19 protein-coding genes are annotated in these 18,929 nt (G+C 66.9%); 17 read left to right on the forward strand and 2 right to left on the reverse strand.

From position 1 onward, the window contains the following. Nucleotides 1-1,353, reverse strand: coding sequence for a nicotinate phosphoribosyltransferase (locus tag KDB89_RS04320; RefSeq protein ID WP_219083635.1), 1,353 nt, complete (start codon nucleotides 1,351-1,353; stop codon nucleotides 1-3). Between the two features lie 68 nt (nucleotides 1,354-1,421). On the opposite strand from KDB89_RS04320, the gene clpS reads away from it, so the two are divergent. From clpS to KDB89_RS14830, 4 genes are read left to right on the forward strand one after another with little or no spacing between them, the layout of a single operon-like run. After that, nucleotides 1,422-1,715, forward strand: a complete 294-nt coding sequence (gene clpS / locus KDB89_RS04325; protein WP_219083636.1) for an ATP-dependent Clp protease adapter ClpS — start codon at nucleotides 1,422-1,424, stop codon at nucleotides 1,713-1,715. After that, on the forward strand, nucleotides 1,712-2,296 hold the full coding sequence (locus tag KDB89_RS04330) for a DUF2017 family protein (protein ID WP_219083637.1): 585 nt from the start codon (nucleotides 1,712-1,714) through the stop codon (nucleotides 2,294-2,296). Before clpS ends, KDB89_RS04330 begins: the two co-directional genes overlap by 4 nt. An 11-nt stretch (nucleotides 2,297-2,307) precedes the next feature. Further along, a complete protein-coding gene (gene murI, locus KDB89_RS04335) occupies nucleotides 2,308-3,129 on the forward strand; it encodes a glutamate racemase (RefSeq protein WP_219083638.1) in 822 nt (273 codons plus the stop codon). After that, a complete protein-coding gene (locus tag KDB89_RS14830; protein WP_498371058.1) occupies nucleotides 3,122-3,241 on the forward strand; it encodes a DUF8730 family Cys-rich protein in 120 nt (39 codons plus the stop codon). Before murI ends, KDB89_RS14830 begins: the two co-directional genes overlap by 8 nt. 83 nt (nucleotides 3,242-3,324) lie before the next feature. Here the strand turns inward: KDB89_RS14830 and KDB89_RS04340 are convergent, their stop codons facing one another. Then, a complete protein-coding gene (locus tag KDB89_RS04340; RefSeq protein ID WP_219083639.1) occupies nucleotides 3,325-4,503 on the reverse strand; it encodes an ROK family transcriptional regulator in 1,179 nt (392 codons plus the stop codon). 291 nt (nucleotides 4,504-4,794) lie between these two features. On the opposite strand from KDB89_RS04340, the gene KDB89_RS04345 reads away from it, so the two are divergent. The 13 genes from KDB89_RS04345 to KDB89_RS04405 all read left to right on the forward strand — a co-directional run bounded on the left by KDB89_RS04345 (nucleotide 4,795) and on the right by KDB89_RS04405 (nucleotide 18,922). Beyond that, nucleotides 4,795-5,955 carry an ABC transporter substrate-binding protein gene (locus KDB89_RS04345; RefSeq protein WP_219083640.1) on the forward strand — a complete coding sequence of 387 codons (1,161 nt, stop codon included), beginning with the start codon at nucleotides 4,795-4,797 and terminating at the stop codon, nucleotides 5,953-5,955. 113 nt (nucleotides 5,956-6,068) lie between these two features. Beyond that, nucleotides 6,069-7,061, forward strand: coding sequence for a carbohydrate ABC transporter permease (locus KDB89_RS04350; protein ID WP_219083641.1), 993 nt, complete (start codon nucleotides 6,069-6,071; stop codon nucleotides 7,059-7,061). Continuing rightward, complete coding sequence (locus KDB89_RS04355) at nucleotides 7,058-7,951, forward strand: carbohydrate ABC transporter permease (RefSeq protein ID WP_219083642.1); 894 nt, start codon at nucleotides 7,058-7,060, stop codon at nucleotides 7,949-7,951. Before KDB89_RS04350 ends, KDB89_RS04355 begins: the two co-directional genes overlap by 4 nt. Then, a complete protein-coding gene (locus KDB89_RS04360) occupies nucleotides 7,948-8,763 on the forward strand; it encodes a sugar phosphate isomerase/epimerase family protein (RefSeq protein WP_219083643.1) in 816 nt (271 codons plus the stop codon). Before KDB89_RS04355 ends, KDB89_RS04360 begins: the two co-directional genes overlap by 4 nt. A gap of 50 nt (nucleotides 8,764-8,813) precedes the next feature. Continuing rightward, nucleotides 8,814-9,782, forward strand: a complete 969-nt coding sequence (locus KDB89_RS04365; RefSeq protein WP_219083644.1) for an aldo/keto reductase — start codon at nucleotides 8,814-8,816, stop codon at nucleotides 9,780-9,782. A 31-nt stretch (nucleotides 9,783-9,813) separates the two neighbouring features. Next, complete coding sequence (locus KDB89_RS04370) at nucleotides 9,814-10,428, forward strand: cupin domain-containing protein (RefSeq protein ID WP_219083645.1); 615 nt, start codon at nucleotides 9,814-9,816, stop codon at nucleotides 10,426-10,428. A gap of 40 nt (nucleotides 10,429-10,468) precedes the next feature. After that, the gene (locus tag KDB89_RS04375) at nucleotides 10,469-11,722 is read left to right on the forward strand and encodes a Tm-1-like ATP-binding domain-containing protein (RefSeq protein ID WP_219083646.1); all 1,254 of its coding nucleotides are present in this window, start codon (nucleotides 10,469-10,471) and stop codon (nucleotides 11,720-11,722) included. Beyond that, a complete protein-coding gene (locus tag KDB89_RS04380) occupies nucleotides 11,719-12,555 on the forward strand; it encodes a phosphoenolpyruvate hydrolase family protein (RefSeq protein ID WP_219083647.1) in 837 nt (278 codons plus the stop codon). The genes KDB89_RS04375 and KDB89_RS04380 overlap by 4 nt, the downstream gene beginning before the upstream one ends. After that, nucleotides 12,552-13,520, forward strand: a complete 969-nt coding sequence (locus tag KDB89_RS04385) for a dihydrodipicolinate synthase family protein (RefSeq protein WP_219083648.1) — start codon at nucleotides 12,552-12,554, stop codon at nucleotides 13,518-13,520. Before KDB89_RS04380 ends, KDB89_RS04385 begins: the two co-directional genes overlap by 4 nt. Beyond that, entirely contained in the window at nucleotides 13,513-14,625 is a 1,113-nt protein-coding gene (locus KDB89_RS04390) for a mandelate racemase/muconate lactonizing enzyme family protein (RefSeq protein ID WP_219083649.1), read from the forward strand. The genes KDB89_RS04385 and KDB89_RS04390 overlap by 8 nt, the downstream gene beginning before the upstream one ends. Nucleotides 14,626-14,729: 104 nt before the next feature. Continuing rightward, nucleotides 14,730-16,361, forward strand: coding sequence for a hypothetical protein (locus tag KDB89_RS04395; RefSeq protein ID WP_219083650.1), 1,632 nt, complete (start codon nucleotides 14,730-14,732; stop codon nucleotides 16,359-16,361). 30 nt (nucleotides 16,362-16,391) lie between these two features. Further along, nucleotides 16,392-17,276, forward strand: a complete 885-nt coding sequence (locus KDB89_RS04400) for a VOC family protein (RefSeq protein ID WP_219083651.1) — start codon at nucleotides 16,392-16,394, stop codon at nucleotides 17,274-17,276. Nucleotides 17,277-17,323: 47 nt separating this feature from the next. Beyond that, nucleotides 17,324-18,922, forward strand: coding sequence for a xylulokinase (locus tag KDB89_RS04405; protein ID WP_255556202.1), 1,599 nt, complete (start codon nucleotides 17,324-17,326; stop codon nucleotides 18,920-18,922). Nucleotides 18,923-18,929: the final 7 nt, after the last annotated feature.

An 18,929-nucleotide genomic window follows, 5' to 3' on the forward strand; every position in this document is an offset into this window, starting at 1 on the left:
TCAGAGGTTCGTGACCACCGGCGCCGCCTGGTACGGGTTGGTGGTCTCGGCCCCGGCCGCGTCCAGGATGATCGTCTCGATCGCCGGCTCGCCGCGGGAGATGCGGCGGGCCGCGAGCGGCAGCTCCGCCAGCGACTCGGCGTGCCGCACCCGCGCGTCGTCCAGCGTCGCGGTGTAGACCAGGTCGCCCCCGCGGTAGACGGGCACGAGCAGGTCGCGGTCGTCGCCGTCGTTGACGGGAGCGGCGCCCAGCCCGATGATCTCCGCCTCAGCCCGGCCGTCGGCGCCCCGCCGGCGCATCGCGAACTTGCGGCCGCCCAGCGTGTTCTTGCCCTTGGACTTCTTCCCGACCGGCACCATCTCGGCGCCCGGCTCGTCGGAGGCGGCGCGGGCCACCAGCTTGTAGACGAAGCCGCAGGTCGGGTGCCCGGACCCGGTCACGAGCGACGTGCCCACGCCGTAGCCGTCGACGGGGGCGCCCTGCAGCATCGCGATCTGCCACTCGTCGAGGTCCGAGGTCACCATGATCCGGGTCCGCGTCGCGCCGAGGTCGTCGAGCAGGTCGCGCGCCTGACGTGCGGTGATGGCGAGGTCGCCGGAGTCGAGCCGGATCGCGCCGAGCCGGCCGTCGGTCAGCCGGACGGCGGTGCGGATGGCCGTCTCGACGTCGTAGGTGTCGACCAGCAGGGTGGTGTCGTTGCCCAGCGCCTCAAGCTGGGCTGCGAACGCCTCCTCCTCGGAGTCGAACAGCAGAGTGAAGGAGTGGGCGGCGGTGCCGATGGTCGGGATGCCGTAGCGGCGACCCGCCTCGAGGTTGGAGGTGGACCCGAAGCCGGCGAGGTATGAGGCGCGGGCGGCGGCGACGGCGGCGTCCTCGTGCGTGCGGCGTGACCCCATCTCGGCGCAGGAGCGGCTGCCCGCCATCGCCGTCATGCGCGACGCGGCCGCCGCGATGGCGGAGTCGTGGTTGTAGACGCTGAGCAGGACCGTCTCGAGGATGCATGCCTCGGCGAAGGTGCCCTCGACCGAGAGGACGGGGGAGCCGGGGAAGTAGACCTCCCCCTCGGGATAGCCCCAGATGTCGCCGGTGAAGCGGTAGCCGGCGAGCCAGTGCGCCAGGTCGTCGTCGATGACCCCGCCCGAGCGCAGGAAGCCCAGCTCCTCGTCGCCGAAAGTGAACCTCTCGATCTCCTCGATCACCCGGCCGAGCCCGGCGACCACGCCGTAGCGGCGACCCTCCGGGAGACGTCGGGTGAACAGGTCGAACAGGCTGCGGCGCCCGGCGGTGCCCGCCTTGCGCGCGGCCTGCACCATCGTCAGCTCGTAGTGGTCCGTCAGCAGTGCCGAAGTCATGCCGACGACAGTAGTCCGTCCACAGGAATCGATCACGGTGTTTGCCCCGAGCGGGCAGAGTAGGGGGCATGACCGCAGTACCTTCCTCCGGCGCCGAGGTCGTCGAACGCCCCCAGGAGGCCCCGCACGAGGTCCGAGCCTGGGTGACCATCGTGTGGGACGACCCCGTCAACCTGATGAGCTACGTCACCTACGTGTTCCAGGAGTACTTCAGGTACCCGCGGACGAAGGCGGAGAAGCTGATGCTGCGGGTCCACCAGGAGGGAAAGGCGGTCGTGTCGACCGGCAACCGCGAGGAGATGGAGCGCGACGTGCTCGCGATGCAGGGCTACAACCTCTGGGCCACCATGGAGCCGGCATGACGCTCGGCGACGACCAGCTGGTCTGGGCCTTCGACGGGCGCGACGGCCGCGACGGCGGGCTGCGGGCGATGCTCGGGTTCTACCTCGAGCACCTTTCCGCGCTGCTGCCGCCGCCCAGCGACGACCCGTTCGAGCAGATCGTCGCCGATCTGGCCGACGACCCCACCAACCGCATGCTCGCCGACCCCCGCCTGGCCCGGCTCTACCCGCCGGCCACCGACCAGGAACAGGACGCCGACGAGTTCTGGCGCGGTTCCATCCACGACCAGACGCGGATCAGGATCGCCGCGGCAGAGAAGGTCACGGCTGCCCTGGACGAGTGGGTCGGGTTCGTGCCGGTCAGCCTCGCCGAGGTCGACGACTGGGCGCGGACCCTGGGTGCGCTCAGGCTCTTCTGGTACGCCGAGCTCGCCGGCACCGAGCGGCTCGCGGAGCCCGTCGCGGCCGTCGTCCGCGACAATCCCGGCCTGCACGACCTCATCGAGTGGCTCGGATACCTGCTGGAGGACCTGCTCGAGATGCGCGGGGCCTGCCTGTCGGCGGGCCACGGGCTCGATCCGGAGCAGTTCGACCGCGCGTAGGATGACGCGTTGTGAATGATGCGATCGACCGGCCCATCGGAGTCTTCGACTCCGGATTCGGCGGACTCACCGTCCTGAGGTCGCTGGTGGAGCAGCTCCCCAACGAGGACTTCATCTATCTGGGCGACACCGCCCGGGCGCCCTACGGCCCGCGGTCCATCGCCCAGGTGCGCGAGTTCGCCCTCGAGGGACTCGACCACCTGATGGAACGCGACGTCAAGGCCCTGGTCATCGCATGCAACTCCGCCTCGTCGGCCGTGCTGCGCGACGCACGCGAACGCTACGACGTGCCCGTCACCGAGGTGATCCTGCCCGCCGCCAGCCGCGCCATCGCCGCGACCCGCAACGGCCGCATCGGCGTCGTTGCCACCGAGTCGACCATCAACTCCGCCTCCTACGACGACGCCTTCGCCGTCGCCGACATCCTGCTCACCACGCAGGCGTGCCCCCGCTTCGTCGAGTTCGTCGAGGCCGGCATCACCGGAGGCGACGAGCTGCTCGCGGTTGCGGAGGAGTACCTGGCGCCCATCAAGAAGGCCCAGTGCGACACGCTCATCCTCGGCTGCACGCACTACCCGCTGCTGGCCGGTGTCATCGGCTATGTGCTGGGCAACGGGGTGACGCTGGTGTCGTCGGCCGAGGCGTGCGCGCAGTCGACCTACTCGCAGCTGACGCAGGCGAACCTGCTGCGGCACCTGCCCCGAGAGGCCAGCCGGGAGTTCCTGACCACCGGAAACGCCGACGACTTCCAGGGGATCGGGCGTAGATTGGTGGGTGGCTTCCTGACGAACGCCACGAAGGTCACCATCGACAAGGAGAACGCCCATGTGTAAGAGGGTCACCTGCGAACGCTGCGGCAAGCCCACCTGGGCCGGCTGCGGGGAGCACATCGAGCAGGCTCTCGAGGGCGTCCCCGCGGATCAGCGCTGCACCTGCCCCCGCTGACCGGCACTCTGGTACCGGAGCTTGCCTGCCAGAGCAGTCCCGTACTACGGGTCCACGCGGGCACGCTCTTCCTGTCTCACCTGCTACTTGATCGTCCCTAGCATCGACTCGATGGCTGCGAGTCGTGCGATGTGCAGGGCGCCCTGGATGGCGGCGTCCTCCCCGAGGCCGCTGGGCTGAATCTGGAGTCCTTTGCGGCTGAATGGGGGAGTGGACTGGTCGATCTGCTCCTGGATGCCTCTCTTGAGGATCTGGGAGGCTGCTGGGCTGCCGGCGTCGACGACGAGCGCTCCCGGGTTGAAGAACGTGCAGATGTCGGCGAGCGCCCGTCCGGCAACACGGCCGGCGTCCTGGAGGAGGCGGATCGGACCCGGTGTCCCTGCTTCGACCATGATCAGCAGGTCCGCGTAGGTGGTTGGCCCGTAGTTGTCCTGGAGCTGGCGCAGCATATTGGGGCCGATCTTCTCCTCCAGGCACCCTCGGGATCCGCAGCTGCAGATGATCTGGGAGCTGTCGTCGACCCGCATGTGGGCGATCTCCCCGGCGAATCCGCGACTTCCAGAGAAGAGCTCCCCGCCGATCGTCAGGCCGCAGCCGATTCCCTGACCGCTCAGCTTCACGTAGATTGCCACGGGCTCCCCTGCGGCTGCCCCGTGGCGGGCCTCGCCCAGGGCGCCCAGGTTGGCATCGTTCTCGACGTGCACAGGAACCCCGAGCTCGCGGGACAGGAGGGACTGGGGATCTTCGTTGAACCATGCGGCAAACCCTCCGGGTTCCGCCTGCCCTGCCGGTGATCCGACACCGACGCCATGTTCGTAGGGGACCGGGAGTCCGAAGACGGCCCGGCCAGGCCTGCCGCTCTCAGCCGTACCCGGGAATGCAGCCAACGCTTCTCGACCGGCGTCGAGAAGGGCTTCCCGGGTCGGGTGACCGCTGACGAGGGTGCGCTGCCGCCACAGGATTGACCGGTCGAACGTGGCAACGGCTCGGTCGAGTACCCCATGTCCCCAGGTGACGACGACGATGGCGTCCCTCTGGCCGGTGGTCACCAGGGCAGCCCGGGGGCGCCCGAGCCCGTGGCGCTCCGCTGCCGTGGGCAGTACCTCGGACACCTCACCTGCATCGAGCAGGCGGGCGACAAGCGGGTTGATTGTCGTGACGGAGAGCCCGAGCTCGTCGGCAAGTTCGTTGCGTGTGATACCCGGGTTGAACCGGACCTGGCCCAGTGCGCGCTGCTCGGCGCGTGTGAGACGTCTTGTCACTCTGACCCCTATTACTAATGATTCCGTCTGATATAGACGGGATCTTGCGGTACTTACTGCGTAACTTTAGCCTGTTGGTAGCTGAAACCCCGCACTTCAGAACGAAGTTCGGGACGCTTATCAAGCTAAGCCCTGGGAAGCCTGGGTTCGATCGAAGGAGATCACATGCGTACAGCTCGCCGCACCGTTGCGATTGCCGTCTGCCTTGCGCTGACGGGCCTGTCCCTCGCTGGTTGCTCGTCAGGCTCTGACGAGGCTTCGTCTGACGGGACCATCACACTGAATGTGGGTGTGTTCGGTAGCTTCGGCTACAAGGAGGCCGGCCTCTATGACGAGTACATGGCGGACCACCCCAACATCAAGATCGAGGAGTCCTCGCCTCAGAACGAGAGCGACTACTGGAGCGCACTCCAGACCCGCCTCGCGGGCAACAGCGGCCTGGCCGACATCCAGGGCATCGATGTGGGCCGACTGGCACTGGTCACCCAGGAGCAGGCGGACAAGTTCGTGGACCTCTCCTCCCTGGATGGTGCCGACGAGTACTTCGGCGAGTTCCTGCCCTGGAAGGTGCAGCTGGCCACGACCGCAGACGGCGCCATTCTGGGCGGCGGCACGGACGTCGGACCCATCGTCGTCTGCTACAAGCCGGCGATGCTGGAGGCGGCAGGTCTGCCGACCGACCGTGAAGAGGTAGCGGCCCTGTGGGACACCTGGGCCGACTATGTCGACGCGGGAGATCAGTACATGGCCAACGCGCCTGAGGGCACCTACTGGATGGACAGTGCCGCGGGCTTCGTTCGAGCCGCTTCCGGCGCGACCGGCCAGCGCTTCAGCGATGCCTCCGGCGAGCTGGTCTGGGACACCAACCCTGCCGTCACGGACGCCTGGGATCTCGCGGTCGACGCCATCGACGGCGGTCAGGTGTCCCCGCTGACCCAGTTCACGCCGGACTGGAACAAGTCCTTCACCAGCGACGAGTACGCGACCATGGCGTGCCCGTCCTGGATGCTGACCTACATCAAGGGCCAGGCCGGCGACTCAGGCATGGGCCAGTGGGACGTCGCAGCGGCGCCGGGCTACCAGAACTACGGCGGCTCATACCTCGCGATTCCGGAGGCCAGCGAGCACCAGGCGGAGGCATGGGACCTGCTGAAGTTCCTCACCTCGGCAGAGTCCCAGAAGAAGATCTTCGAGAAGGCCGGTAGCTTCCCCTCCAACCAGGGAGCCATCAGCGCGATCTCCGACTTCCAGGATCCGTTCTTCAACGATGCACCCACGGGCCAGATGTTCACCGAGGTTCTCAACAACATGCCTGAGCAGGTCATCGGCGTCAACGACCTCATCGCCGAGTCGGCGATCCTGAACGCGATCAACTCCGTCGCCCAGAACGGAACGGACCCGGCGCAGGCCTGGTCCGACGCGGGGGCGGCCATCGACTCGGCCGTTGGCTGATCCATCACCACACCACAAGGGGCCGAGGCACGGGTGCTTCGGCGACGACGCTCCTCTGAGCGCCTCGGCCCCATCTCCTGCCTGCACCCCAGGCACCAATCGAGGAAGCAACGATGCTACTTCACCAGAATCGCAAGGGTCTATCCACCGCACGGCAGGGCTACCTCTACCTGGCCCCCTTCGTCCTTCTCTTCTTCGCTTTCGGGCTTTTCCCGCTGATCTACTCGGCGGTGATCTCACTCAGCGATGCGCGCCTGCAGAATCCGAGTGGCGGAGAGTTCGTCGGGCTTGAGAACTACACTGCACTCTTCGCGGACCAGTTCTTCTGGAACGCGCTGAAGAACACCGTGACGCTGGGGTTCATGGCGATCGGCCCCCAGCTCGTCATCGCGCTGGTCGTGGCCAACCTGCTGAACTACCGGCTGAAGGGCCAACTGTTCTGGCGGATCGCCATCATCGTCCCGTATGCGACGTCCGTCGCGGCGGCCACTCTCATCTTCTCCCAGCTGTACTCGGAGAACTTCGGCCTCGTCAACGGCTTCCTCACCACCCTGGGGCTGCCCGCGGTCAACTGGCAGAGCGGCACCTTCGCCTCACAGGTTGCGATCGCGTCGATCGTCACCTGGCGATGGGTGGGATACAACGCACTGCTGTATCTCGCCGCGATGCAGGCAATCAGCCCCGAGCAGTACGAGGCCGCAGAACTCGACGGCGCCAGCAAGTTCCGGCAGTTCCTCTCGATCACCATCCCGGAGATCCGGGGAACGATCGTCTTCACCGTCATTCTCTCGACCATCGGCGGCATGCAGCTCTTCATCGAGCCCCTCCTGTACGAGGGCGGGCCGACGGGCATGTCCGGCGGCCTCAGCCGCCAGTACCAGACCCTGGCGCTCTACATGTACCAACAGGGCTGGGCGAACAACCGCCTCGGGTACGGCTCGGCCATCGCCTTCACCACCCTGGTGCTGATCCTCGTGGTCCTCGCGGCAGGGTTCCTGCTCGTGCGACTGGGCAGGGCGCTCAGCGATGCCAACATCCGCCGGGCCCGCACCCAGGCATCCCTTGTCGCTTCACATCCCGAACCGGCCCGAATGGAGCTCGCATGACCATCACCACCGGTGCCCCTGCAACGGCGACCGACGCCCAGGCCGTAGCCGCCAAGCGACGCAGGCGCCTCGCGTCGGGCCGGGATGCAGGGCCTCTCGTCTACCTGAGCCTTTCGGTGATCGTGCTCGTGTCGATCTTTCCCCTCTACTACATCCTCGTGACCGCCACCCGCACCAATGCCGAGATGAACACGAGGAACCCACCGCTGACTCCGGGCAGCAACCTCATCGGGAACATCGCCAGCGCGATGGAGCAGGCCAACATCCCACTCGCATTGTTCAACAGCGCATGGGTCTCGGCACTGGTGGCGCTGGGTGCCGTGCTCACCTCGACAATGGCGGGCTTCGCACTCTCCCACCTCGGGATGAAGCATGAAGGAACCTGGCTCGGCGCGGTGATGGGCACCATGATGGTCCCCCTCCAGCTCGGCGTGATCCCCCTGTTCATCTTCATGGCGGCGGTCAACCTGGTGGGCAACCCGATGTCAGTGGTTCTTCCATACCTGACGGCCGCATTCGGCGTCTTCTTCATGCGGCAGTACCTGGCGCAGGCCATGCCCAAGTCACTTCTGGAGGCGGCTCGAGTTGACGGGGCTAGCACCCGCAGGATCTTCTGGAGGATCGTCCTGCCCATCGCGTCGCCCGGCATGGCGGTCCTGGCGATGCTCACCTTCATGCAGGCCTGGAACGAGTTCTTCTGGCCGATCATCGCGCTGAATCCGTCGAACCCGACTGTCCAGGTGGCCATCAGCCAACTCGGTCAGGGCTATGTGCACGACCAGTCCGTCATCATGGCCGGAATCTTCGTCTGCACGATGCCCGTGATCATCGCGTTCATCCTCCTCGGGAAGCGCATCACCTCCGGCATCGTCGAGGGGGCCGTGAAGTGACAGGCCCACTGAGGCTGGCCGCGCAGGAGAGCATGCTCGCCGGCGACACCCTCCAGGACAAGTTCGAGACCGCCATCGGCTACGGCTTCGACGGCATCGAACTGCAGATCAAGGGTGAGGGGCGATTCACTGCCCGTCGCGCCGACCTGATCGCGGCCCGCTCCGCAGGCGTGATCATGCCAAGCGCCTGCTTCAACACCTCCGAGTTCCTCGGCTCCGTCGATCCGGCAGTGCGGCGACGGGCGATCGATGAGATGGCCGCCGTGATTCCGGTGCTCGCCGACGCGGGCGTCAGAGGGTTCGTCACCCCCAACGGCTGCGAGATAGCCAGCAAATACCACTCCGGGATTGCTCCGACGCTCACTGATCTGGAGGCACGCAGGCTCCTTGTGGACGGTCTGAGGGAGATTGCCGCGGTCGCGGAACGCGCGGGCGTCAGGATCTATCTCGAGCCACTGAACCGGTACGAGGACTATGTCGTCAACACCGTCGATCAGGCACTCGCCGTCATCGACGAGGTCGGCTCGGCAGCCGTGATGATCTGTGCCGACACCTACCACATGTCACTTGAGGAGAAGCGCATCCCCGAGGCCCTGACCCGGGCCGGTGCACGCCTCGGGCACGTCCAACTCGGCGACAGCGAACGCTCCGAGCCCGGCGGTGGCCATTACGACTGGGCGGCGACTCTCCAGGCACTGCGAGGCATCGGCTACGACGGCTGGATGTCGCTCGAGTGCTTCCTCTCCGGCCCACCCAGCGAGGTCATCCCTCCGGTCGCCACGCTGCTGCGTGGCCTCGACACGACTCTCTGACACACCCAAGCAGCTCACCTCACTCACCCAGCAAAGGAACAAGAGGAATCATGAAGACCAAGCCCCTCGGTCGCACCGGCCGTCCCGTCTCAGTCATCGGCTTCGGTACCGCCTTCCTCGGCCGTGCCCGCAACCAGGCCACCGACATCACCGCCGGCGCCTTCGAGATCGACTTCGACCTGGGCGTCGAAGCACTGGTTGCCGGTCTCGACGCCGGCATCACGCTGATCGACACCGCCCCGTTCTATCGCACCGAGCCCATCGTCGGGGAGGCTCTGCGCCAGACCACGGTGCCGCGCGACCAGCTCACCGTGATGACCAAGGCCGGCCGTCCCGGGATCGGCGAGTTCGACTTCTCCTATGACGCGGTCAAGCGTCACGTCGAAGCGAGCCTTGAGCACCTCGGTACCGATCACCTCGACGTGGTCTCCATCCACGACGCCGTCCACGAGGGGGTGCCCTACATCATGAGCCGCAAGGGCGCGTTCGCAGCCCTCAGCGATCTGCGCGACGAAGGCGTGGTCGGAGCCATCGGTTCGGCCTGTTACGACCCTGCCCTCAACGCCGACTACATCGAGACGGGGGAGTTTGACGTGGCGATCTGCTCGGCCTCCTGGTCGATGATCAACCACAAGCTCAAGGAGCGGCTCATCCCCGCCGCAGCCAAGGCCGGCACTGCACTGTTGATCGCCGAGCCCCTCGAGCGTGGCCTCCTCGCGGTCGGCGTGCGGCCCGGAGCCACCTACGCCGACCGGAAGTTCGCCCCGGAGGTGCTCGCCAACGTCACTCAGATCGAGGAGCTGTGCGCCGCCTACGGGTACCGGATCCTCGACGTCGGCCTGCACTGGATGGTCCGCGAAGCCACCGTCCCAGCCGCCATCCCCGGCGCGGCAACCCCCGAGGAGGCAATCGCCAACGCAGCCGTCGGTGACGTGGAGATCAGCGAGGAGTTCTGGGCCGAACTCGACAAGATCACCCCCGGCTTCAGCCACGCCCAGCTCGGCATCGAGATCAAGTAGTCAACCCCCCAACAACCCGATAGGACCCAACATGCCCATCTACACCGAAGAGACCATCAAGACCGATCGCCAGGACTGGGTGATCTTCCACGACTACGAGTACTTCTACCTCGACCCGCGCGGCGACGCCGCACCCGTCACGCGTGAGATCGCGGACAACGGCAAGCGACAGTTCGTGCTGTGCCTGGGAGGCGGGGTCATCGTCCGTTCGATCAATGGCACCCAGAAGCTGGAACGCACAGGCTGGATCGAGGTCCCCGAGGGAGGGGTGCGGATCGACTCGACCGGAGCCACCAAGCCCGGCGACCAGGCGCAGCTGCTCTACGCCACCGGCGACTGGGAGGGGCTCCCGCACATCGGCGTCTTCTGGGCGTGGCCCCACACCCCGCTCGAGGTCCACTACCACGATTTCGACGAGTACTGGTTCATCGTCTCCGGCCACAGCGAGGCTGAAGCCGACGGCTCCGTCCACCAGGTCGGCCCCGGCACGCTGATCGCCACCGCCCGCGGCTACGAGCACGGCATGCCCAACGTCGGGGAACTCGTCACCGGCGTCTGCTTCGAGCCGGCACTGGGACCGGACCAGCGCAGGGGGCACCTCCACCGCCACGAGCACGGAGATCCGGTCCCCAGCCGCGAGATCTGACCCTTAAGAGACGCCACCACTAGAGCAGGAGACCAAGCCCATGGCAGGTCCACGGATCGCAGTCCTCGCCACCCTCGACACCAAGCTCGAAGAGACGAGATTCGTCGCAGACCAGATCCGCAGCAACCACGCCGAACCGGTCGTCATCAACCTCGGTACCACCGACGTTGACGATCCCCTCGTCGACATCACCCAGTCCACCGTTCGGGAGGCCAGTGGGCATCCTCAGGTGTCCCACCCGACCAAGGTCCAGCTGATGGAGTCCGCAGCCGCCGGCGCCCACGCGCTCCTGCGGGAGGGCATCGCGAACGGACGGTTCAACGCCGCCATCGCCATCGGCGGAGGGCAGGGAAGCTGGATGACGTCGGCTGCGCTCCGTGACCTGCCAGTGGGATTCCCCCGGCTCCTGGTCTCCACAGCTGGCCGCGATGTGGGCCAGTACACCGGCTTCTCTGACATCACCAGTGTCTTCTCCATCACCGATGTCGCCGGCCTCAACCCACTCCTCAAGCGAGTCCTCACCACCGCCGCAGCCGGCATCGCGGGCATGGCACACAGCACTGCATGGCAGGACCCGATGCCCGCCGGCCTGACAGCCATGACCGTCTACGGCATCACGACCCCAGGTGCGCGGCTCGTCATGGCCGAGCTCGAGAGGGCCGGGATCGAAACGGTTGCCTTCCACGCCAACGGCGTCGGGGGGCCGACCATGGAGCAGCAGATCGCCGCCGGAACCTTCGCCGCTGTGCTCGACTGGTCCATCACAGAGGTGGCCGACGATGTGGTCGGGGGCGTGTGCGCCGTCGGCGACCAGCGCCTCACGAACGGCCCTCGCATGCGACTACCGCAGGTCATCGTTCCCGGCGGGATCGACGTCGTGAACTTCGGGGCCCCTGAGACTGTCCCACCACATCTCAGGGATCACCCCAGCCACGCCCACACCCCCGAAGCGACGCTCGTACGGACCAGCGTCGACGAGAACATCGCCATCGCCCACCTCGTGGCGAGCCGACTCATTGGGGCAGTGTCACCCATCAAGGTCATCGTCCCTCTTGGCGGATTCTCGATGCTCAGCGAGGAAGGCGGCTCGCTCCACGACCCAGCCGCCGATCGGGCGTTCTACGAGACCATCCGCGACGACCTCGCCGACTGCCCAGCCGTCACAGTGACGTCCCGCCCAGAGGCCATCAACGACCCCAGCTTCGCCCGTCACGTCGCCGCCGAATTCGCCGCCCTCCTCCGGGGCGAACCGGCCCCGGCCTCCAACACACCCTCCGAAAGGCCCGAGAAATGATCCGCACAGACTGGACCCGTGAGTCCATCCTCACCCATCTCCGTTCGGAGATCAGCGCAGGCAATGCCATCCTCGGGGCAGGCTGCAGCGCGGGCCTGATCGCGAAGTGCGCTGAGGCAGGCGGGGCCGACTTCATCCTCGTCTACTCCACCGGCCGTTCCAGGCTCATGGGACTGCCCACCAGCGACCTGGGCAACTCCAACGAGGAAACCCTGGGGATGCTGCCCGAACTGGACAACGTGGTCGAACACACCCCCATCGTCGGCGGCATCGAGTTCGCCGACCCCCGATTCCTGAAGTACGACCGGCTTCTCGACAAGTTCGAAGCTGCCGGATTCAACGGCCTGATCAACATGCCCACCCAGGCCGACCGGCCCAACTGGGTCCGCACCCGCAGCGCCGTCGGGCTCGGACTTGAGCGTGAAGCGGAGGGCTTCAAGCGGGCCAACGAGCGGGGATTCCTCACCCTCGGCTACGCCCTCGATGACGATCACACCCGGCTCCTCGTCGATGCTGGAGTCGACATCCTTGTCCCGCACGCGGGGTGGACCGCTGGTGGCCTCGTCGGCGCCTCGAGTGACTCCTCCCGCGGTCTCCAGGAAGGTGCGGCCTTCGTGCAGCGCCAGTTGGAGATCGGCCGAGCCATCAACCCGGACATCCTGGTCTTCGCCCACGGAGGCCCGTTCGCCGAACCCGAGCAGACTCGCTACCTGTACGAGAACACCGACGCTCAGGGCTTCATCGGAGCCTCCTCCATCGAACGCCTGCCCGTCGAGCGAGCCGTGATGGGCGTCGTGTCCGGTTTCAAGGCACAGAGGCTGGTGACCCGATGAGCACCACCTACCACGGACTGATTCCCCCGATCTGCACGCCGCTGACCAGCGATGGAGCCATCGACGAAGCTTCTCTCCACAACATCGTCGAGTTCCAGATCGACGCCGGAGCCCAGGGCATCTTCGTCCTCGGGAGCAGCGGCGAAGCGATCTACCTCGACGACGAGGACCGCCTCATCGTCGCCCGAGCGGCGGCCGAGGCGGTGGCCGGCCGCGTCCCCCTGCTGGTCGGAGCTCTGGCCCCGAGCACCAACCGCGTCATCCAGCAGTTGGAACTGCTGAAGGGTCTCGGCGCCGACGCCTTCGTGGTTACCGCGCCGTTCTACGCGGCCATGTCGGACACCGAGATCCTGCGCCACTTCCAGATCGCCAAGGGGGCCTCCTCCGCGCCGATCCTGGCCTACGACATCCCCGGGAACGTCGGCTACAAGATCCGGCCGGCCACGGCCGTCGCGCTGCTCACCGACCACACCGTTGCGGGACTCAAAGACAGCTCTGGTGACCTCGACGCCTTCGCCACCGTCGCCGACCAGTTGGGCGCGGGAAGGGATGGTGCGCTGCTCAGTGGCGCGGACACCACAGCCCTGCGCGCGCTGGCTGCCGGAGCTGATGGCCTGATCCCGGGATTGTCCAACATCCGTCCCGACCTGTTCATCGACCTGCTCAGCGCCCATCGCGAGGGGGAGGTGGCCAGGGCCGCGGCACTTCAGCGGGCCATCGCCACCCTCAACCAGATCTTCCGGATCGGTGCGGACCACGGCCTCGGCCGTCACGCCTCCGAGATCGGAGCGCTCAAGCACGTCCTCGTCGACCGCCGGGTCATCACCACCAACCGGCTGCCCGACCCCCTCGAGGCGTACCCGGCCGCCGCCGCGGATCAGGCAACCGCACTCATGAACCAGGTCGACACCCAGCTGGCCCTCGACCTGGCCGGACTCTCAGCAGAAGGAGACACCCATGTCTGACACCATCGAGCGGGTCGTTGTCCATCTGGTCTCCGCACCGGTCCCCGGAGGCCTGGCAGATGCCACCCGCAAGGTCGAATCGATCGGGTTCACCATCGTGCGGATCTTCACCGCCAATGGCGTCGAAGGCATCGGCGTCACCTACCACGAGGTCGGTGGCGAGGCGACCAAGACCCTCATCGACAAGGCAATCGCCCCCCGGCTCATCGGCCGCGACCCCTTCGACACAGAGGTGCTCTGGCAGGAGTTCTTCGGCTACCTGCGAGGCGTGGGCCGCAAGGGACTGACCTTCGGCGCATTGAGCGCCGTCGACATCGCCCTGTGGGACATCAAGGGCAAGACCCTGAACCTGCCGCTCTACAAGCTTTTCGGCGGCGGGCGGACCTCCGTGCCCGTCTACGCCAGCGGTGGCTGGACCTCCTACTCCGACGAACAACTCGTCGACGAGGCCCAGATGATGGTCGACCGCGGCTACTCCAAGGTCAAGGTCAAGGTCGGCGTCGAAGCAGGAACCAACCCTCGCCGCGATGTCATCCGGGTCAAGAAGCTCCGCGAAGCCCTCGGACCAGATGTCGCCCTACTGCTCGATGCGAACAACTGCTGGGACGCCGCCACCGGCGCCCGCTTCGCCAACCGCGTCGCCGAATACGACCCGCTCCTCATCGAAGAGCCCGTCTTCGCAGACGACATCCCAGGCCTAGCCCGATTCAAGCGCAGCACCGACATTCCCCTCGGCACCGGCGAACACGAGTACACCCGCTTCGGCGTCCGAGACCTCCTTCTCGCCGACGCGGTAGACATCGTCCAGGCCGACGGCACCCGGGCCGGAGGGTTCACCGAAATGCTCAAGATCGCGGCCCTCACCCAGGCATGGAACGTCGGCTTTGCGCCTCACGCCATGGAGAACATCCACCTCCACCTCGTGGCCGCCGCCCCCAATGGACTGTTCCTCGAACGGCTCCTCCTCTTCGAAGAGGTCACCTCCCGCGTCTTCGCGGACGCCCCCGTCCCCATCGACGGCCAGATGCACATCCCGGACCTGCCGGGCCTCGGCCTCAACCTCGATCTCGACTACGTCCTGGCCAACGACGAGGGCACAGCCTGAGCCCACCACCCCGGATGGGGGGATGCCCCCGCCCGCCCTTCGACCCGTCCAGTTCCCACCGGACTCCCGCCGCGGCCTGTGCCGCCTGAGAAGAAGCCTCCACCATGAGCTACACCACCCCCACACCCACCCAACGCCCCGCTCTCGCACCAGCCACGGCCTACCTCATCGCATCAGGGGACCTTCGCGAGTCGGCCAACACGGCCGGCTGGGACACCCAGGCCCATCTCGAAGAGGCCGTCACCGGCGTGCTCAACCAGCTCGGCTGGCAGGTCATCCGCGCCAATCCTGTCGATCCAGCGACTGGCCATGGCTTCATCTCCAGCCAACGCATGGGTCTCGAGGTGTTCAAGAGCATCCCCACTCACGCCCCCCTCATCGTCGCCGAAGCAGTCTGGCAGTACTCACACCACGTACTCGCCGGACTCCGGACCCACGAGGGCCCCATCCTGACCGTCGCCAACTTCGCGGGCGACTGGCCCGGCCTGGTGGGACTGCTGAACCTGAACGGCAGCCTCACCAAGATGGCCAAGCCCTACTCGACCATCTGGTCGGTCGACTTCCACGACGACTGGTTCCGCGCCGGCCTCAAGGAATGGGTCGAGACTGGAACGATCACTCACGACGCCTCCCACGTGCGTCCCTTGCCCGAACTCCCGCCGAGCCAGGAGCTCGACCTGGGGAGTCGGATCGGCGAACAACTCCTGGCGGACAAGGCGATCATCGGGGTGTTCGACGAGGGCTGCATGGGGATGTACAACGCCATCTTCGACGACGAGTTGCTGAACGCGAGCGGGATCTACAAGGAGCGACTCTCTCAGTCAGCCCTCTACGCCGAGATGCTCCGCGTCAACGACGCCGAGGCCGACGGGGTCCATGAGTGGCTGGTCGAAAGGGGCATGACCTTCCGGTACGGCGAGAACCCAGACACCGAGCTCACCCGCGAGCAGGTTCAATGGCAGCTCAAGATGTACATCGCCGCCCTGAGGATCGCCGACGACTTCGGTCTCGACGCCGTGGGCATCCAGTACCAGCAAGGGCTCAAGGACGTCGTCCCCGCATCTGATCTGGCCGAAGGGATCCTCAACTCCACGGACCGGCCACCGGTTCTCTCGCGTGACGGGCATCGTGAACTGTACGCCGGACAGGCACTGCCACACTTCAACGAAGTCGATGAAGGCGTTGCCGTCGACGCCCTGATCACCCACCGGGTGTGGACCGCGATGGGCCTGGTGCCCGACAACACCTTGCACGACGTGCGCTGGGGCGAGGACTTCGACGACCGGTTCGTGTGGGTGTACGAGATCTCGGGGTCCGTGCCCGTATCTCACCTGGGTGGGTGGGACCAGGCCGAAGGCTGGCGACAGGACCCGGTGTTCTTCCCGGCCGGTGGATCGACCATCAACGGGGTCTCCAAGCCAGGCGACGTCGTCCTCTCTCGCGTCTACATCGCCGACGGCGTCCTCCAGGTCGACATCTTCCGCGGAACCGTCATCGAACTGCCCGCCGAAGAGACCCAGCGCCGCAAGAACGCGACGAACCCCGAATGGCCGATCGCGCACGTGGTTCTCCACGACGTGACCCGGGACCAGTTCATGGCCCGCCACAAGGCCAACCACGTGCAGATGGTCTATGCCCCCGACGCCACCACCGCCGACAAGGCTCTCCTGGCCAAGGCCGCTACCTTCGAGCGGATCGGCATCAAGGTCAACCTCATCGGCGCCGTCAGCGTCTAGTTCATCAAGTCCTGGAAGATAGGAAACAGCATGGAACCCCTGCCCTTGGCACATATCGGTCTGCTGGTCAGAGACGTGGACGAGGCTCGCCGTCGCTGGTCCTCCGCCATCGGGCTGCCATTCAGCCCGGTCACCCGGTACCGGCCGCACAACTGGAGCGACATCGACAATCCCACCCCACACCTCAGCGATGCGCGCCTGACATTCTGTCTGGGGGACCACCCCAGCATCGAGATCATTGAGTTCACCGGCACCGGAACGCACTCGCCCGCCAAGGGCGAGGGAGGCCACCACATCTCCTTCCCTCCGATCAGTGACAACGATGCACGTCGCACCGAACTGGCCGAACTCGGAATCCAGCCGGACGGGGTAATCGAGCACGACGGGCGCCTGATCTTCATGTTCTCCGACGCCCGAGCGCTCAACAACGTCTTCACGGAGTGGGTCGAGGAACACCCCGACCATGCTGACGTGAAGGATGACCTCAGCCCCGTCGACCGGCTGCCCGACGGCTCCAAGACGCTGTTCGAGCCCTCGACGATCCAGGCCGTCAACGGGGTCCGGCCGACGCTGCCCCTGACCGACATCGGCGTCGCGGTCAAGGACCTCAGCGCCGCGGTGCGCGAATGGGAAGCCGTCACCAGCTACCAGTTCGACGTCGACAAGTCCGGCGAATCTGCCATCGGCACCGCACCGGGAGCCCCCACCCGATTCCATCTCGTCGTCAACGGAGACCCTCGCAGGCCAGAGGGGCTCTACGAGGCCGTGATCGAGGTCGGTGACCTTGTTGCCGAACGCAACCGACTCGAGCGGGAGAGCGTTCCTTACCGCGAAAACCCGGGGCTTCCGAGGCCCACGATCACCATCGACCGCGACTATCTCAACCAGTTCACCCTGCACCTGCGCCAGGCCTAGGCACACGCGCTCATGGACCTGCTCAGATGCAACAACGGAGGTACGTCGTGGAAGACCTGAGCGTTGCCCGGGACGCGATCACGTCCGGCAACACCGCTCTCGGGATCGAGTTCGGATCGACCCGTATCAAGGCCGTGCTCATCGGCCCCGATCAGCAGCCGCTTGCCACCGGCGGACACGAGTGGCGCTCCAAGCTGGAGAACGGCCACTGGACCTATGACCTGGACGCGGTCTGGTCGGGTGTGCAGGCCGCCTACGCCGAGCTGGCCGCGGCCGTCCGTGAGGACCACGGGGTCGAGCTGACGACGGTGGGAGCGATGGGCTTCTCCGCCATGATGCACGGGTACCTGGCCTTCGACGCCGCCGGCGAGCTGCTGGTCCCGCTCCGTACCTGGCAGAACACCAGCACCGGCAAGGCGGCCGGGGAGCTGACGCAGCTGTTCCAGCACAACATCCCGCAGCGGTGGAGCATCGCGCACCTCTACCAGGCCGTCCTGAACGGCGAGGCGCACGTCGGGCAGGTCGCTCACTTCACCACGCTCGCCGGCTATGTCCACTGGAAGCTCACCGGTGAGAGGGTGCTGGGCGTCGGCGACGCGTCGGGCATGTTCCCGATCGACGTGGCCACCGGCCAGTTCGACACGGGCATGATCGCGCAGTTCGACGAGTTGGTCGCCGGCCGCGGCTACGGCTGGAAGCTCGCCGATCTGCTCCCCACCGTGCTGCCCGCCGGCACCCAGGCCGGTGCGCTGACCGCCGACGGCGCGTTGCTGCTCGACCCGACCGGCGCCCTGCAGCCGGGTATCCCGTTCGCGCCCGCCGAGGGCGACGCCGGCACGGGCATGGTCGCCACGAACTCCGTCGCCCGCCGCACCGCCAACGTGTCGGCCGGCACGTCGATCTTCGCGATGGTCGTCCTCGAGGGCCCGCTGAAGGCGCTGCACGAGGAGATCGATCTGGTCACCACCCCGGCCGGCGATCTGGTCGGCATGGCGCACTGCAACAACGGCACGATCGATCTGAGCGCGTGGGTGTCGCTGTTCGGGGAGGTCGCGGCGGCGCTGGGGGCCACGGTCGACACGAACACGCTGTTCGAGTCGCTGTACCGTTCCGCGCTGACCGGCGACGCCGACGGCGGCGGGATGCTGGCCTACAACTTCCTGGCCGGCGAGCACGGCGTCGGCCTGGAGGCCGGGCGGCCGTTGTTCGTGCGCAGCCCGGAGAGCACGTTCACGCTGGCGAACTTCATGCGCACGCACCTGTTCGCGTCGCTCGGCGCGCTGCGCGTCGGGATGGATGTCCTCCTGAAGGACGAGGGCGTGCAGCTGGATTCGATGTTCGCGCACGGTGGCCTGTTCAAGACGAAGGGTGTCGCGCAGGGTTTCCTGGCCGCGGCGATGGACACGCCGGTGTCCGTCGGCGACCTGGCCGGGGAGGGCGGCGCGTGGGGTATGGCGCTGCTCGCGTCCTTCCTCCGTGCGGGCGGCGGTGACCTGACCGGCTGGCTGGCCGACGAGGTGTTCGCCGGGGCCGAGGTCGAGACGATGGAGCCGGTGCCGGCCGATGTCGCGGGCTTCGACACGTTCATGGAGCGGTTCCGCGCGGGGCTCGCGATCGAGCGCGCCGCCGTCGATGGTCTGAACTGAACTCCCG

The organism is Tessaracoccus palaemonis, from assembly GCF_019316905.1.
Lineage (GTDB): Bacteria > Actinomycetota > Actinomycetes > Propionibacteriales > Propionibacteriaceae > Arachnia > Arachnia palaemonis.

Bases quoted from the DNA above. Each gene is read 5' to 3' on its own strand.
- KDB89_RS04385 (WP_219083648.1), top strand. From the start codon at position 12,552: ATGAGCACCACCTACCACGGACTGATTCCCCCGATCTGCACGCCGCTG.
- KDB89_RS04375 (WP_219083646.1), top strand. From the start codon at position 10,469: ATGGCAGGTCCACGGATCGCAGTCCTCGCCACCCTCGACACCAAGCTC.
- KDB89_RS04400 (WP_219083651.1), top strand. From the start codon at position 16,392: ATGGAACCCCTGCCCTTGGCACATATCGGTCTGCTGGTCAGAGACGTG.
- clpS (WP_219083636.1), top strand. From the start codon at position 1,422: ATGACCGCAGTACCTTCCTCCGGCGCCGAGGTCGTCGAACGCCCCCAG.
- KDB89_RS04370 (WP_219083645.1), top strand. From the start codon at position 9,814: ATGCCCATCTACACCGAAGAGACCATCAAGACCGATCGCCAGGACTGG.
- KDB89_RS04355 (WP_219083642.1), top strand. From the start codon at position 7,058: ATGACCATCACCACCGGTGCCCCTGCAACGGCGACCGACGCCCAGGCC.
- KDB89_RS04320 (WP_219083635.1), bottom strand. From the start codon at position 1,353: ATGACTTCGGCACTGCTGACGGACCACTACGAGCTGACGATGGTGCAG.
- KDB89_RS04365 (WP_219083644.1), top strand. From the start codon at position 8,814: ATGAAGACCAAGCCCCTCGGTCGCACCGGCCGTCCCGTCTCAGTCATC.
- KDB89_RS04390 (WP_219083649.1), top strand. From the start codon at position 13,513: ATGTCTGACACCATCGAGCGGGTCGTTGTCCATCTGGTCTCCGCACCG.
- KDB89_RS14830 (WP_498371058.1), top strand. From the start codon at position 3,122: ATGTGTAAGAGGGTCACCTGCGAACGCTGCGGCAAGCCCACCTGGGCC.
- KDB89_RS04350 (WP_219083641.1), top strand. From the start codon at position 6,069: ATGCTACTTCACCAGAATCGCAAGGGTCTATCCACCGCACGGCAGGGC.
- KDB89_RS04330 (WP_219083637.1), top strand. From the start codon at position 1,712: ATGACGCTCGGCGACGACCAGCTGGTCTGGGCCTTCGACGGGCGCGAC.
- KDB89_RS04395 (WP_219083650.1), top strand. From the start codon at position 14,730: ATGAGCTACACCACCCCCACACCCACCCAACGCCCCGCTCTCGCACCA.
- KDB89_RS04380 (WP_219083647.1), top strand. From the start codon at position 11,719: ATGATCCGCACAGACTGGACCCGTGAGTCCATCCTCACCCATCTCCGT.